Consider the following 14,156-nt stretch of genomic DNA (forward strand, 5'->3'; position numbering starts at 1 on the left):
CGCTTGTCCTCACCCATTTCGAGCACGACTACCTACCGGGAATTCGCTGAGATCACGTCACTGATCACGGCTTGTTTTGCTCTCTAGGGCAGACTCGATGTAGCCCAGCTCTCGGCGGCGAACAGCTCTGGATCTCCAGGCAGCTCACCCGCGTTGGCGGCCAGTTCCTTCACCGGCAGACGACCAAGACGGAGGACTCAACCACCTCACTACCGCTCTTCGGCCTTTGCGTTTCGGCCCTCAAGCACCGCCAGCGCGTCCAGGAGGAGGCACGCAAGATGGCCGAGGACGACTGGAAGACCTCGGACCTGACATTCACGACCCGGACCGGTACGCCGATCGAGCCGCGTAACTTCAACCGGGCATTCGAGAGCCATTGCCGTCGAGCGGGCGTTCCGCGCATTCGTGTGCACGACACCAGGCACACCTGCGCCTCGCTCCTGGCCGCCCTCGACGTCCACCCGCGTGTGGCGATGCGCATCCTGCGGCACTCCCAGATCTCGATGACCATGGACGTGTACACCCAGGTACCAAGCCCCGAGACCCGCAAGGCGCTCGACCGGCTGAATAAGAGTCTGGCTACGGATCAGAACGCTTAGCCGCAGGCGTTGCTGTACAACGCTGCTGTACGACCACGAAAAAGGCCCTTCGGACTAGTACCGAAGGGCCTTTGAGCTGGAGCGCGGCCGACAGGAGTCGAACCCGTGACCTTCTGACTGCACGCCGGCCAGGTCGTCACGGTGCACGTCAGCGACAGCACGCTGACCATCGAGTTTGGGCGAGGGCCCGCGCACCGCACCACCGACCTACCGGTCCGCAATGTCAAAGCCCATCGGCCCCGCAAGGTCGACCATGTTTCCTAGATCACCTGTCGCCTATGTCCTGGGACGGAAACGTTGCGCATCTCGTGGGACTAGACACCGCTCTCGCGGTCGAGCGCTGAGCATCGGCTACGCCAGCGGGCGGGGGAAGCCGAGCTGATACAGGCCGGAGCCGAGGCCGTGACCGGCACTATGACGGAGCTGGCGGAGAAGTGCTCGCGCTGTGTGCTTTCGCCGTGTGACATGGGCCTCAAAGTTTGTACAACTTGTTGAACGGTGTAGTGATTCGTTCCTGCCGCGATCCGAAATCGACTATCACAGCGATCTCACCTTCTACAGTGATGACGATTCCGAGACCATATCGATCATGGGTCACTTGGTCGTTCACGATGAACCGCTCGGCAGGCGGGACGGGGGGTGGGGGCTTGAAGGGACTTGTGGGCAGGTGACGATGGGACGCATCGCTGGCTGGCTTCATTCCCTTCAGTATGTGCCGCCCGTGAGACGCTCGCTACCAGGGGATGGAGATCGCCTCTACGCGCACGCCTCTCTCGACGACCACCGACACCCTGACCCACGCCGTTCAGTACGCGGCCAAGACCGTCACCCTCACTGCATCCGCCTATGAGGACGATCCCGAGCGTGCCCTGCCGCAGGCGTTGCTGTACAACGCTGCTGTACGACCACGAAAAAGGCCCTCTGGGATGATCCCAGAGGGCCTTTTACCTGCTGCGCGGCCGACAGGAGTCGAACCCGTAACCTTCTGATCCGTAGGTCCCCAAACGATCTTCATGAGCGTTCGTAGGCATCCGTCACCTCGTCTGGCGGTACTCGCGCAGTACGTCTCCGTCCGCCGCAGTTCATGATCGTCCGCTCAGGTGGCTCCCAAGGTGGCTCCCAGAAAGCTTGACGGATCACCTGCTTGCGAAGACGCATGCCAATCTTTGCTTGACCTGCGAAATCTCAGCTCAGCACCTTGACTGCGCACCCCGCGACTCCCCGCTGTTCCCTCTTGTTTCCCGCCTCAGCGGGCACGGCACGGAGCGACACTCTCTGGAGGGCGATGATCGGAACCAACCTGTTGCCTGCAGACTCGCTGAAAGAATCCTCCACATGCTGATCACCGGATTCGAGAGCTACCCCCTCACCGATGGCTCCTATCTCTTGGGAGATCCGGTGTTCTGGGCGCTCCACCTCGCGCAGATCGGAGCAGGCGGGCTCAATAACCTTGAGGAAGCATTCGGGGCGGACATCGTCGAGGCCGAAGAACTCTACGACCGGATGTTCGATCACGACCACTGGCCCGCCTTCACCGTTCCACTGCGCAGCACAGGCAATATCCACGTCATCTACCGGAACCTGGACGGTGACATGGGCTTGGACTACGTACTGACCCACCCTGACTGGCCCCATGATCTCTGCCTCGCCGCAGTAGAAGGATGCTTCATCGGCCCTGGTCTGTCCTGGCCGGAGCTCGTCACCATCGCCAACCAGCCACCCAGGTCCGGTGATAACACGCTGCTGGACGCTGCCAGTCGACTCCTCATCCTTCTGCCCGCCTTCGGTGACGCCGACCTACCCGTCGCCGCCGTCCCGACCGTGGCTGCGGCACTCTCTGAATTGACCACCAGCCCAGAGCCCACCCGCATCGCGGAGATCCTTCTTCACAACAACGAGGCATACTGGGAACCAGCCAATTGGCAGCAACTGAGCAACGGCGTGATTGTCTGCGACGAGCCCCACAGCCGCCGCTGCCTCCATGGCTCGGGGGCATTCACCACCGACCAAGCCATCGCTGTCACCCGCGCCCTCGCCGACACCTGAGGTCGAAGCATTTGGAGTACCTGGATGAGGATGCCCTGGACCAGATCCCGTACTAGCTTGTGTCGCGCGATGATCAGCCACATTGCTCAGTGGGCCGGGGCTGAGGAACGAAGCCCTGGACCTTCGATCGCCCCCAACCACGTGCCACGGCCAGCCAGGCTTTGGCGATCGTGAGGGCTGTATCTGTGCGGCGGCGTGGCAACCCCGGCCGGTGCGTTCGGCCAGTACGGTGCGGCGGGCGTAAGGCGGCCGGCCCGGTGTCCCGCCGCCGTCCGGGACCGGCCCCCAGGCCGCACGCCCGGACGGCGGGCGGGCGGAGGGCCGGGGGTACGGCGGCGCGCCGCGCCGCCGCTTGATCTCTACAAGAACAATTCGGCAGTGTGATCCGCATGGCCGAGTTCCTTGAGGTCCATGTGACCGTGCCGGATCATGTTGTCGCTGAGCGGATCGCCTCCGCGGTGGTGGCTCAACGCCTGGCCGCCGCAGCGCAACTCGTCGCGCCGATTACGTCCGTCTACTGGTGGGGTGGGGAGATCAACCAGGCCGATGAATGGTTGTTGTTCATGAAGACCACGGCTGAGCGGTTCGACGAGCTGGCCGTTGCGATCCGGGAACGGCACCCCTATGAAGTGCCGCAGATCATCGCCGTGCCGCTGGTCGCCGGGACGGCGGACTACCTGGCGTGGATCAGGCGGGAGACGACCCCAGAGCCCGGCGTGTAGAGACGAGGTCACTGAGGAGTTCGCGAGCGGCAGGATCCTGCTGACTGGCGAGCGCCTTCTCTACGGTGCTCAGGTGTTGCAGGCCCCACGTCGACTCGGTCCGCTGGGCTGTGTCCAGGGCGCGGCGGGCGTAGGTGACACCGGTCGGGATGTCGCCGATCTGGAACTGAGCTTGGGCGACGTCGGCGTAGATGACGGCGATGCGCTTGTGGTCGCCGTCATCGTCAACGGAGCTGAGGGCCTGCTGCCCGGCTGCGATCACCTGCCGTTCGTCGCCCAGCCGCACATGAACGGAGAGCTGGAAGGCGGCCATGCGCCCGGCGTCCAGGAAGCGGGTCCAGGCGCGTTCACGGTGCGGGCGGGCGTGGTCGAACGCCTCTTCCGCCTGTCTTAGCCGTTCGGCTGCTTGCCGGTCCCCCATGGTGGCGAGGTGTTCGGCCTCCAGGCAGAGCAGCCAGGCCCGTGTGGCGTCGTCGCCCTGGGCCGGTAGGAACTGCTGTGCCTGCCGTACCGCCTCGATAGCGGCACGCCCTTCTCGCGCGTACGAGCGGTAGGCGTGTGTGCACGCCTGAATGATTGGGTGTCCGCTCTCCTCGGCCGCGAGCACTGAGACGCGGTCGAACGATGCCGACTGCGCGGGCCGCTTGAGATCCCAGGCAAGCCACGAAGCCAGTGTTGCCGCCTCCCCGGCCGTGGCGGCCAGTCTCCTGCGGAACCGCTCAGGCGCGCCATGGAGAAGGCTGCTCAGCTCGTTGAGGTGGCTGGTCAGTCCTTGGTAGAGGGCGCTGGCCGGGAGTTCGTACTCCAGTCGGTGGAATCCGATGGTCCGGGCTTCGAGGCGTTCAACGGTCTCCTCATCGAGCGCTTGGGGGCCGGCAAGGGCTCGGGTCAGGCGCTCCCAAGGGTCGGTGATGGAGGTGGCGGCTTTGGCAGTCAGTCCGGCTGCGAGCAGAAGCATCGTTCGGCGGTCCACGTGTGCATCCAGCCTTCCCACGATCCAGGCCAGCGTCAGCATGTCAACGTCGCAAGTGTCGTCGGGCTGGCGCGAGCCGATGACTACTTGTTCCACGCTAAGAAGGCTGCTTGCTGGTGTTCCATCCCGTGGCGGGATAGGTGTGGGCGGCAGGGTCACGCCGGTGAGGATCCGCGGGGCGAGGCCGAGAGTGACGCGGGCGGGGTCGGGCATGCCCAGGCCTTCCGCGATGCGCTCGAAGACGTCGAGTGCGGTGACTTGGGCTTTGTCCGTCATGTATTCGCTGACTTTGCCCTGGCTGAAGCCCACGGCGACACCGATGCGAGTTTGGCTGATGCCTGCGTACTGGCGGACGAGCCGGAAGAGGTGGCCGATGTCGCGGTTTGTGAGTGCGGTGTGCATGTCGGGGCGTTGCCACAGGTCGGCCGGTATGACGACCGGTTCGGCCCCGTCTGCGGGCATGTGCCGTTTCCCCTTGTGTCCTTGGACTGCCGGTAACTCCACGCTCACGGTTCGGAGTTATCCCGTCAAGGGATATTGCTGATCCCGTCCGAGGATTCCGGCTCGGGATGGGTTGCCTTGCCGCAGGTGAAGACGCTTGTCCCATGACTCGAAGCGATCAACCGACAAGTGAGAGGTGCCGGGCCTGCCGGGCCAAGGGATGGCGCTGGGTGCGCAGAAGCCGTGCCGATGCGCTGCGCCGTCTTGACGGGACGGCGGTCGAGCTTGTGCAGGTGACCTGCTTCGAGTGTTCCGGAGTCGGCAGAAAGCGGGCCATGTAGTGGAGATCATCACGGGCTGTCTCAGTCCGCACGTCAGCGAGGTTCGGGAGGGGCACATGCAACTGGTCTGGCGCAAGCCGCCGAAGGCCGAAGACCGTGCCCGGGTGGTGGCCTGGTCATGCCACTGCCGGTCAACCGTGTACGAGCTGCGTTGCCTGGGTGGTCAGTCGTACATCCGCCGGACGGAATACGACAGCGACGGCGGGGAGACGATCTACGAGACTCACCGGTGGCCCTACAACAAGGCTGCCGAGGTCTGGGCGACCTTGCTGGAAAGTCAGACGGTGTAGGTGTCGATTGACGGCGCGGTTCCCTGGATGTGGGGGGCTGCGCCGTCGTCGTTTTGGGGTACGTCTATCTGTCGCTAGAAGGGGTTGCCTAAGCGGCATGCGCTGATAGCCTGCTTGGCTAGACAGGCATGTTGAATGTGGAGCCCTGATGTCATTTGAGTACACGCCTCCGAAGTACGCGCAACTGATCGCGGAACTTGAGCGGCGCATCGACTCGGGCGAATACCCGCCCGGCTCCCCGCTGCCCAGTGAACACCAGCTCATGGCCGAATTCGCGATGGCGCGCCCGACCGTCGTCAAGGCCCTCGGTGTGCTGCGCGATCAGGGCTGGATCGTCACCCACCAAGGCAAGGGCCGGTTCGTGCGCGGGCGCCCGGCCATCCCCACCGGCCAGCAGGCACGGGCCGGACGCGAACTCCTCGACCGCAAGGAAGCCCAGGTCTCCAGCCGCTTGCTGGTGACCGGAGAGGTCGAGGCACCCAACCGGATCGCGTCGTATCTGGGGCTCAAGCCCAAGTCGCCGGTCATGCTGCGACGATCGCTGACCGAGCACGACGGCGAGCCGACCGAGATCTCTTCCGCCTGGCTGGCGGTTGAGGCGGCGCAAGGTACGGCGCTGGCCGAGTCGGAGGAGTTGAAGCAGGGCGTTCGGCGCTACGTGGAGAGTGTGGCCGGCGCTTCGCTGGATCACATCATCGAGCACGTCACCGCGCGCAATCCGACCAAGGAGGAGTGCTCGCTTCTGGGGGTCAAGAGTTCGGCTGCACTGCTGGTCGTCTACGCGGTGGCGTGCGATGCCACCAGTAAGCCGTGGGTGGTCGTGGAGTCTGTTCTGCCTGGTGACCGGCACGAATTGGAGGATGCCTACCCAATTCGGTAGCTGGAGTTCCAACTTCTCCCACGAAGCTCACTTGGTGCACTTGACTGGCCAAGTGAGCTTCGTGCTTAATGGGCTTACAACTTGATCAGTCAAGATGGCTGACCGCACAAGAGGAGAAGTGATTCACCATGGCAATGCAGGGACCCATCCCCGTGACGTTCGCTCAGGTCTTCCCGCACGGCTGCTACACGGTCGGGGAGGTCGAGCCGGTCAAGGACTTCGAGGCTTCGACGAACGGCCGGTTCGTTCAGGCGCGGGACAAGCAGACGGGCGAACTCGTCTGGCAGATCCCGGTCATGGACGCCGACCCGTCGCTCAAGGCGGCCCAGAAAACGGTGGCCGTCAAGATCCTCAGCCCCACACAGCCGGTTGCCCCGGCTTCCGTCGCAGGGCTGCCGTTCACGCCGGTCGAGTTCGACGGGCTGACCGTCACCCCGTACGTCAACGGGTCTGGGCGACTCGCCTACTCGATCAAGGCGCGACAGATGCTCGCGCCCCGCACCAACGTCAAGTCCACCAACAACAGCAAGGAGGCCGCCGCATGATCGAGCACCGTCCCTACACCTACGTCACCTTGTCCATGAAGCCTGAGTCCACGCCGTACGTGGGGGTCTCCTTCCACACGCCGCGCCTGAAGGTCAGTGCCGGGATGTTGCTCAGCAACCCGCGCCCATACCTGGAGTTCCGCTCATCGGAGGCGGACGTGCACATCTCCACCACCGGGGCCGGGTCGGTCACCGACGCCGACCTGGACCTGGCCCGCCACATCTTCAACGCCGCCGCCCGCTACCTGGCCGACTGCGAGTGCCTGCACGCCGAACAGTCGGCCCAGGACGCAGCCGACTCGGTGGCCTGACAAGCAAGCGGGGCCGCTGGAACTGGTCCTTCCGGCGGCCCCTCATCTCCCCTGACGCGAATCACGAGAGGTCTACAGCCTAATGTTCAAGAGGCTTCCCGGTGACGAGGCACGCAACCTCGTCACCACCGCCCCGGACACCGCCGTCGTCTTCCAACCGGCCGTCGTCCGCACACCCGCCATCATCACCCTGGTCATCTACCTCTACCGCTTCCTCATCGCCCTGATCCGAACGATCTGGCGGCACCCGGTGGCGACGGCCATACCCGCTGCCCTCGGCTTCACCTGGTACCAGTACGGCTGGCCGCTGGCGACGTCCCTGTTCGGAGTCGTCGCGCTGAGCCTGCTCTCCTGGGCCTTCATCGACCGGCCGTCCTTCGCCCGCCTCGTCGGCTGGCGACTGCTGGCCTGGTGGCGGCTCATGTCGGTCTACCGCCGTCACTGGCAGTCCGTCATGGACGTCTCTGGCCTTGGCAAGCGGGTCTACGGCCGTAACTACTTGCCCCGGCTGATGCGCGTCCAGTGCGACGGCTGGGCCGACCGCATCACCGTGCGCATGCTGCGCGGCCAGGCGGTCAAGGACTGGTCCGACCGCATCGAGAACCTCGCCCACGGCTTCGGCGTCACGTCCTGCCGGGTGGCGCTCATCAAGGGCGGCAGACTGCTGCTCATCTTCCCGCGCCGCGACCCCTTGGCCACGCCAATCCCAGCGCTACCCGTTCCCGACGAACCGACCGTGGGGCCGGTCGAGATCGGCAAGCAGGAAGACGGCCGACCGCTCAAGCTCAAGGTCCATGGAACCCACGTCCTGATCGCGGGAGCGACCGGGGCGGGCAAGGGGTCGTTCCTGTGGGACACAATCCGCGGTTTGCTCCCCGCCATCCGGGCGGGCCTGGCCGAAGTCTGGGCACTGGATCCCAAGCTGATGGAGCTGTCCTTCGGGCGCGAGCTGTTCCAAGGCCGCTACGCCGCCGATCCGGCCGACTGCGCCGATCTCCTCGACGAGGCAGTCAGCGTCATGCAGAAGCGCGCGGCCCGCTTCGCCGGTCTTCAGCGCTCCCACGTCCCGACTGTTGAGGATCCGTTCGTCCTGGTGCTCGTCGATGAGGTGGCGTTCCTGACCGCTTACCAGCCCGACAAGCAGCTCCGGCAGCGGATCTCCGCTGCCCTGGCCACGCTCGCCACGCAAGGCCGATCGGTCGGCGTCGGTGTGATGGCGGCTCTCCAGGACCCGCGCAAGGAGGTCATGAACATCCGCAACCTGTTCCCCGACAAGATCGCGCTGAGGCTCGACGAGTCGGAGCAGGTGGACATGGTCCTCGGGGACGGCGCACGCGACCGGGGTGCCCTCGCCGACCACATCTCACCCATCCCCGAGCAAGGGGCCGGCGTCGCGTACATGCGGCTGGAGACCTCGCCCGAACCGATCCGAGTTCGGGCCGCCTACGTCTCCGACGCCGACATCCGCGCCATGGTCGCGCAGTTCGGGGAGGCCGCATGATGCTCGCTCACTACCTCACGGGCACCGACGAAGGGAGGTCCCTATGACCCAAGCACAAGACCGGGCACTACCCCGCGCGGTACGGCTGGCGATGCCCCTCGCCCGCGATGTCGTCGAAGAGGTCGCCAAGCTCCATGGCGTGTGCATCCGGCCCGTCCCGCTCAAGCGACTCGACACCCACACCGGCAGGTGGGAGATCATCGACGCCCCCTGCGGCTCCTCGATGGACAGCAAGTGCCCGCCGTGCGCCAAGCGCAACAAGCAACTGCGCAAGGCCCAGTGCCGGGAAGGCTGGCACCTCGACGCCGAACCCACGATCACCCCGGACGAGCCCAACGAGGAACAGCGCTGGCTCGTGGAGTTCCGCGCCGACATCCAAGCCCAGCGCAACGACGCTGAAAAGGCCGGCGACGACACAACCGACTTGGACGCGGTCATCGAGGGCCTGGACGATGAGATCAACGCGGCGGGCATGCGCGGCAACGTGCTCGGCCGGACGGCGTCCAAGCGCTCCCGCTCGACCAAGCGGCGGCAGGATGCGCCGGACCTGCCCAAGCGCAAGATGGTGCACACCACGTTGGGCCGGACCTTCCAGGCACCGGACGGCAAGACCTACCGGCCCTCGCTGTTCGTCACGCTCACCTTGCCTTCGTACGGCAGGGTCCGTGACGGCGTGCCCGTCGATCCGGATACTTACGACTACGCGCGGGCAGCTCGGGACGCGCTGCACTTCTCCAAGCTGGTCGATCGGTTCGTGCAGAACCTGCGCCGCGTGGCTGGCTTCGACGTGCAGTACTTCGCGACCGTGGAGCCTCAGAAGCGGCTCGCCCCGCACCTGCACATGGCCATCCGTGGAACGCTCCCACGAGCGGAGATGAAGCAGATCGCGGCAGCCACCTATCACCAGGTGTGGTGGCCTTCCGTCGATCAGGTGGTCTTCGAGGGTGAGCACCTGCCCGTCTGGCAGGAAGGGGCCGGCTACCTCGACCCCGACACCGGAGAGGTCCTGCCCACCTGGGACGAAGCCCTCGACGAGTTGGACGCTGACGAGGACGCCGAACCCCTGCATGTGATCCGCTTCGGGGAGCAGGTGGATGTCAAGGGCGTGCTCGCGGGCACCAAGGACGCCGATCAGTGCATCCGCTACCTGTCCAAGTACCTGACCAAGAGCCTCGGCGACGGGCTCGACAACCAGGCCCAGCACGAGCACGCGGCCCGCTTCGTCGATGCCCTGCGCTACGAACCCTGCTCGCCCACCTGCCCGAACTGGCTCCGCTACGGCATCCAGCCCAAGGGCGCCAAAGCCGGGATTGCTCCCGGCCGCTGCCGCTCCAAGGCCCACAAGCCCGAACACCTCGGCTACGCGGGCCGTCGTGTCCTGGTCTCCCGCAAGTGGTCCAACAAGACCCTGACGGAGCACAAGCAGGACCGCCGTACCTGGGTCCTGGAAGCCCTCGGCAAGACCGACGAGCCCGTAGATCCGCACCGCTACGTCTGGCGGCCTATCCCGCCCGGTGACGCCAACGTCGCCCCTCTGGCCGTCCGGCTCCTGCGATCCGTACGCGAGCGGCAACGCTGGCGCGCTCACATGGCCGAACTCCAGGCCAGAGCAGACGGACAAGATCTTCCGGCAACCGAGTCCACAGGGAGGGCCGCATGACCGCGAACATCGCTCCCCTCCTCCTACGGCCCGAAGAGGCGGCCGACTACCTCGGCATCGGCCGGACCAAGGTCTACGAACTGATCCGCTCCGGCACGCTCAGGTCCGTTCGCATCGGCACTCTCCGTCGAATTCCGGCGACCGCACTTACCGAGTTCGTTACCCAGCTTGAACAGGAAGCAGCATGAGCACCAAGAAGCGTGGCCAGAACGAGGACTCGATCTACAAGGACGGCGACCGTTGGCGTGGTGCCGTCTCCCTCGGCTATGGGGCAGACGGGAAGCGCATCCGCAAGAAGCTCTCCGGCAAGACCCGCGCCGAAGTCGTTGAGAAGGTACGCAAGCTCAAGGAGATTCTCGCCAAGGGCGCTCCCGTCCCAGATGACCGGCTGACGGTCGGCACGTTCCTCGATCGCTGGCTGCTCCACTTGCCCGGCCACGTCTCCGATGGGACCTTGGACGACTACGAGGACACGGTACGGCTGCACCTCAAGCCGGGGTTGGGCCGTCACAAGCTGACCAAGCTCACCGTGGTCCAGGTCGATGCCCTGTGGCAGGCCAAGCGGACGGCTGGCTATAAGGCGAACAGCATCCGGATCATGCGTGCCGTACTCCGGAAGGCCCTCGGACAGGCAGAGCGGGAGGGCCTGGTCGGACGGAACGTGGCCGCGCTGTCGATGCCGCCGCGTGTCCGTACCGAAGAAGGGCGGACGCTTACCGTGGATCAGGCCAAGAAGCTCCTTGACCAGGTGGAAGGTCACCGCATGGGCGTGCTGGTGCTGCTGTCGCTGGTCTTTGGACTGCGGCGCGGTGAGGCTCTCGGGCTCATGTGGAACGCGTTCGACCCAGAAGCGCGTACGCTCCGCATCACGCACGCCGTCAAGCGGATCAAGAACCGTGATTCGGATGCTTCGACGAGGACCAAGCTCGTGATCTCGGAGCTGAAGACGAAGCGGTCACGGCGGCTGCTGTGTCTCACTCCTGAGCTGGTCGAAGCGCTCAAGAAGCACAAGGTCGCGTACAACCAAGAGCGGCTCCAGGCGGGCGAGAGCTGGACGGATCACGGGCTGATCTTCCCCACGGTTTTCGGCAACCCCTCGGATCCGGACACGTTCTCGCACCTGTTCTCCAAGCTCGCCAAGAAGGCGGGGCTCGGGCACTGGCACCCCCACGAGCTGCGGCACTCCGGCGCGTCGCTGATGCTCGCGCAAGGTACACCGCTCCACGTCGTCTCTGAGGTTCTCGGGCACGCCAGCATCTCGATCACGAAGGACGTCTATGGTCACCTGCTGGAGGGTGACAAGCGTGCGGCGACAGAGGCGATTTCCGGCGCTCTCCTGGGGAAACTCCGGCCGGTGGCTCCCAAGGTGGCTCCCGAAGGGGCGGAAGAGACCGGTTGAAGATCGGAAAGCACAAGGCCCCTGACGGCGTAATGCCTGTTCAGGGGCCTTTCGTGTGGAGCGCGGCCGACAGGAGTCGAACCCGTAACCTTCTGATCCGTAGTCAGATGCTCTATCCATTGAGCTACGGCCGCTTGCTGCGTAAGCAAGCATAGCGGGTTCTGGCGAGTGGCTCGAACCAGATACCGCAATCTTGAGGTCGTGGGCTCGGTCTGGGCCGTTGGTTGTGGGTGGGCAGGGGGGTTGGCTGGTCGGGTGTGGTGGTGACCAGGGTGACTGGTTTGGGTGTGTCGGGTTGAGTGGTGGGGCTCGTCTCACATGGCTCGGATCTTGAGGGCGCGCTCGATCATGGCGGTCAGTTCGGTGAGTCGTTGGTGGATGGAGGCGTGCTGGTCCTGGGATTGTGACTGGAGGTTGATGAATTGGTCGGTCGTGTGCCTTCGGGAGCCGCCGATCTCGTCACTCAGGGCGGAGATGTCTTGGTTCAGCTCGGTTTGTAGGTCTTTGATCTGGGCTGTTATGTCGGTCGCCGCCATCGTTGTCGGGGTGATGGCGGTTTGGATGTCCTCCATGGGTGTGCAGTTCTGGGCGGGGAAGCGCATGCGTCGGCGGCGAGTTGCCAGGCGGCGTCGGCGGCTTGGTGCCGGGACTGTGATGCCCGAGCATGCGTTTGCTTCAAGGGCTGCTACACGGAGCTTCAGCTTGCGAATCTCCGTCTCTATGTTCACTGATTTCGACCTTTGCAGTAGCTGGAGGGGATCCTTGCTCTGGGCCGGTGTCCCACGTTCAGTGAGCATATGGTTTCAAGGAGTGCGTGATCGCGGAAGCCCTTTGGCGGAGGCCGGATATGGATTCGTCTGCCGAGGGCGATGGAGGTTCCCGGAGGAGTCGGGTTTTGCTGCTCTGTTTCGAGAGTGGAGGTGTTTCTGTGTGACTTGGCGGTAGTTCGTATGGCTTCGGGGATTTGTGGGGGTTTGCGGGCGGGGCGCGGGTGGCAGCTCGGCCGCACGCCCCCACGCCCACGGTGGTGGGCGGGTTGTGGATACATCGAAGGGTGTATCCACAGGCGGACCTTCGCAGGAGGGAAAGGTTGGCGGGAGGTGGTGGGATGGGGGAATGACGCGAGTGGTGTTGGGGGCCGGGGCGGCCTTCGCCTTGGGTGTGATGCTGATCGCGGGTAGGGCGTTCGTCGATCGCGGTGTGCCTGTCTGGGTGCTGGTCATCCCCTTGGCCCTTACGTGCGTTGGGGTGTTGGTGCGGCAGCGGGCTCCTCTCGCCTCTTTGGGGCTCGGCGTGGCCGGGATCGTGCTGGATGGGTTCGTGGGGCCGTCCTTGGGGACGGTGCTGGTGTTCACCGACAATCTGTACGCCGCCGCGCTCTATGGGCCCGCGCGGTTTGCCCGGGTGCTGCTCGGCATCACCGCGGTGCTGGCGGTCGTCACCGGAGCCGTGGCCGGGTTCCTGGCGAGAGACTGGCGGTTGCTGGCTGTCATGGGCGTGCAGGCCGGGTTGGTGTTCATCACGCCGGTGACCACCGCGCTGGTCCTGCGGGAGCAGCGGGACCGGGCGGCCGCGGAGCGGGCACGGGCCGACCAGGTGGCTCACCTCGCTGAGCTCGACCGGCAGGCCGCTGTGACGGCTGAGCGTACGCGGATGGCTCGCGAGCTGCACGACATGATCGCCAATCACTTCAGCGCCATCGCCATTCAGTCCACAGCCGCGCTTTCTCGTAAGGACCTTGACCGCGAGACGGTTCGGAAGGTCATGGAGTCCGTACGGGAGAACAGCGTCAAGGGCATGGCCGAGATGCGGGCCATGATCGGGCTTCTCCGGCAGGACGGCGACGACGGTGAGAACGAGGTCACCCGGCCCCGTCTGGCCGACGCGGAGACGTTGGTCGACCGGGTGAGGCAGGCGGGGATCGACGTCGAAATGCGGGTCGAGGGCGAGGCCAGGGAGTTGCCCGCGTCCGTGGACATGGCGGGCTACCGGATCTTGCAGGAGTCGCTGACGAACGCGCTCAAGCATGGGCAGTCGCCGGTGTCGGTGGTCGTTGCTTATGAGGGGGAGCGAATTCTGGTGAATGTGGAGAATGCCCTTGGCGGGGAGCGGGACAGCGGATTGCCGGGGGCCGGGGCCGGGCTCATCGGCATGCGGGAGCGGGCCGCGTTGGTCGGCGGGTGTTGCGAGGCGGGTGAGGTCCGGGGAAGGGCCGATGACGCGAGCCGTGATGTGAGTGTCGTCGGTGGCGGGGTCGCCGGTGCCATATCTGGTGATGGTGATGGTGATGGTGATGGTGCGGGTGCGGGGCTTTGGCGCGTGTCGGCGGTGCTTCCTATCGATGAGGAGAGGGCTGCCGCGTGGGGGCCTTCATCGGTTCGCGGTAATGGGGGGATCTCGCAGCGCTGATCTGGTGCTGTTCAGGTAATTCGTTGCTCGAATTGTGGG

Annotated in this window: 14 protein-coding genes and 1 tRNA gene; 12 read left to right on the forward strand and 3 right to left on the reverse strand. The window is 65.3% G+C overall.

Features of this window, described 5'->3' with window-relative positions; all coding sequences use genetic code 11:
* Positions 1–278 precede the first annotated feature (278 nt).
* From ABD844_RS28710 to cutA, 3 genes are all read left to right on the forward strand, one after another.
* Positions 279–599: a tyrosine-type recombinase/integrase gene (locus tag ABD844_RS28710; protein WP_344884731.1), complete on the forward strand. Its 321-nt coding sequence runs from the start codon at positions 279–281 to the stop codon at positions 597–599.
* 1,335 nt (positions 600–1,934) lie between these two features.
* Positions 1,935–2,645, forward strand: a complete 711-nt coding sequence (locus ABD844_RS28715) for a hypothetical protein (protein ID WP_344884734.1) — start codon at positions 1,935–1,937, stop codon at positions 2,643–2,645.
* Positions 2,646–3,034: 389 nt separating this feature from the next.
* Positions 3,035–3,367: a divalent-cation tolerance protein CutA gene (gene cutA, locus ABD844_RS28720; protein ID WP_344885257.1), complete on the forward strand. Its 333-nt coding sequence runs from the start codon at positions 3,035–3,037 to the stop codon at positions 3,365–3,367.
* On the opposite strand, the gene ABD844_RS28725 is transcribed toward cutA, so the two are convergent.
* Positions 3,333–4,802, reverse strand: a complete 1,470-nt coding sequence (locus ABD844_RS28725; RefSeq protein ID WP_344884737.1) for a helix-turn-helix domain-containing protein — start codon at positions 4,800–4,802, stop codon at positions 3,333–3,335. The two genes, cutA and ABD844_RS28725, sit on opposite strands and share 35 nt — an antisense overlap.
* 376 nt (positions 4,803–5,178) lie before the next feature.
* On the opposite strand from ABD844_RS28725, the gene ABD844_RS28730 reads away from it, so the two are divergent.
* From ABD844_RS28730 to ABD844_RS28765, 8 genes are all read left to right on the forward strand, one after another.
* Complete coding sequence (locus tag ABD844_RS28730; RefSeq protein ID WP_344884740.1) at positions 5,179–5,412, forward strand: hypothetical protein; 234 nt, start codon at positions 5,179–5,181, stop codon at positions 5,410–5,412.
* Positions 5,413–5,560: 148 nt separating this feature from the next.
* On the forward strand, positions 5,561–6,292 hold the full coding sequence (locus ABD844_RS28735) for a GntR family transcriptional regulator (protein ID WP_344884743.1): 732 nt from the start codon (positions 5,561–5,563) through the stop codon (positions 6,290–6,292).
* 128 nt (positions 6,293–6,420) lie between these two features.
* A complete protein-coding gene (locus ABD844_RS28740) occupies positions 6,421–6,837 on the forward strand; it encodes a plasmid replication, integration and excision activator (protein ID WP_344884746.1) in 417 nt (138 codons plus the stop codon).
* Positions 6,834–7,148: a hypothetical protein gene (locus ABD844_RS28745; protein WP_344884749.1), complete on the forward strand. Its 315-nt coding sequence runs from the start codon at positions 6,834–6,836 to the stop codon at positions 7,146–7,148. The genes ABD844_RS28740 and ABD844_RS28745 overlap by 4 nt, the downstream gene beginning before the upstream one ends.
* A gap of 82 nt (positions 7,149–7,230) precedes the next feature.
* Positions 7,231–8,649, forward strand: coding sequence for an FtsK/SpoIIIE domain-containing protein (locus ABD844_RS28750; RefSeq protein ID WP_344884752.1), 1,419 nt, complete (start codon positions 7,231–7,233; stop codon positions 8,647–8,649).
* A 43-nt stretch (positions 8,650–8,692) separates the two neighbouring features.
* The gene (locus tag ABD844_RS28755; RefSeq protein ID WP_344884755.1) at positions 8,693–10,309 is read left to right on the forward strand and encodes a replication initiator; all 1,617 of its coding nucleotides are present in this window, start codon (positions 8,693–8,695) and stop codon (positions 10,307–10,309) included.
* Positions 10,306–10,497 carry a helix-turn-helix domain-containing protein gene (locus ABD844_RS28760; protein ID WP_344884758.1) on the forward strand — a complete coding sequence of 64 codons (192 nt, stop codon included), beginning with the start codon at positions 10,306–10,308 and terminating at the stop codon, positions 10,495–10,497. The genes ABD844_RS28755 and ABD844_RS28760 overlap by 4 nt, the downstream gene beginning before the upstream one ends.
* The gene (locus ABD844_RS28765; protein ID WP_344884761.1) at positions 10,494–11,708 is read left to right on the forward strand and encodes a tyrosine-type recombinase/integrase; all 1,215 of its coding nucleotides are present in this window, start codon (positions 10,494–10,496) and stop codon (positions 11,706–11,708) included. The genes ABD844_RS28760 and ABD844_RS28765 overlap by 4 nt, the downstream gene beginning before the upstream one ends.
* A 61-nt stretch (positions 11,709–11,769) precedes the next feature.
* On the opposite strand, the gene ABD844_RS28770 is transcribed toward ABD844_RS28765, so the two are convergent.
* Positions 11,770–11,842, reverse strand: a tRNA-Arg gene (locus tag ABD844_RS28770).
* A 180-nt stretch (positions 11,843–12,022) separates the two neighbouring features.
* Complete coding sequence (locus ABD844_RS28775; protein ID WP_344884764.1) at positions 12,023–12,436, reverse strand: hypothetical protein; 414 nt, start codon at positions 12,434–12,436, stop codon at positions 12,023–12,025.
* A gap of 388 nt (positions 12,437–12,824) precedes the next feature.
* Here ABD844_RS28775 and ABD844_RS28780 point away from each other — a divergent pair, with 388 nt between their 5' ends.
* Positions 12,825–14,117, forward strand: coding sequence for a sensor histidine kinase (locus ABD844_RS28780; protein ID WP_344884767.1), 1,293 nt, complete (start codon positions 12,825–12,827; stop codon positions 14,115–14,117).
* Positions 14,118–14,156 lie beyond the last annotated feature (39 nt).

This window comes from Nonomuraea antimicrobica, assembly GCF_039536965.1.
Lineage (GTDB): Bacteria > Actinomycetota > Actinomycetes > Streptosporangiales > Streptosporangiaceae > Nonomuraea > Nonomuraea antimicrobica.

Excerpts from the sequence above, each read along its gene's own strand:
- ABD844_RS28710 (WP_344884731.1), top strand. The coding sequence starts at position 279 with ATGGCCGAGGACGACTGGAAGACCTCGGACCTGACATTCACGACCCGG.
- ABD844_RS28715 (WP_344884734.1), top strand. The coding sequence starts at position 1,935 with ATGCTGATCACCGGATTCGAGAGCTACCCCCTCACCGATGGCTCCTAT.
- cutA (WP_344885257.1), top strand. The coding sequence starts at position 3,035 with ATGGCCGAGTTCCTTGAGGTCCATGTGACCGTGCCGGATCATGTTGTC.
- ABD844_RS28725 (WP_344884737.1), bottom strand. The coding sequence starts at position 4,802 with ATGCCCGCAGACGGGGCCGAACCGGTCGTCATACCGGCCGACCTGTGG.
- ABD844_RS28730 (WP_344884740.1), top strand. The coding sequence starts at position 5,179 with ATGCAACTGGTCTGGCGCAAGCCGCCGAAGGCCGAAGACCGTGCCCGG.
- ABD844_RS28735 (WP_344884743.1), top strand. The coding sequence starts at position 5,561 with ATGTCATTTGAGTACACGCCTCCGAAGTACGCGCAACTGATCGCGGAA.
- ABD844_RS28740 (WP_344884746.1), top strand. The coding sequence starts at position 6,421 with ATGGCAATGCAGGGACCCATCCCCGTGACGTTCGCTCAGGTCTTCCCG.
- ABD844_RS28745 (WP_344884749.1), top strand. The coding sequence starts at position 6,834 with ATGATCGAGCACCGTCCCTACACCTACGTCACCTTGTCCATGAAGCCT.
- ABD844_RS28750 (WP_344884752.1), top strand. The coding sequence starts at position 7,231 with ATGTTCAAGAGGCTTCCCGGTGACGAGGCACGCAACCTCGTCACCACC.
- ABD844_RS28755 (WP_344884755.1), top strand. The coding sequence starts at position 8,693 with ATGACCCAAGCACAAGACCGGGCACTACCCCGCGCGGTACGGCTGGCG.
- ABD844_RS28760 (WP_344884758.1), top strand. The coding sequence starts at position 10,306 with ATGACCGCGAACATCGCTCCCCTCCTCCTACGGCCCGAAGAGGCGGCC.
- ABD844_RS28765 (WP_344884761.1), top strand. The coding sequence starts at position 10,494 with ATGAGCACCAAGAAGCGTGGCCAGAACGAGGACTCGATCTACAAGGAC.
- ABD844_RS28780 (WP_344884767.1), top strand. The coding sequence starts at position 12,825 with ATGACGCGAGTGGTGTTGGGGGCCGGGGCGGCCTTCGCCTTGGGTGTG.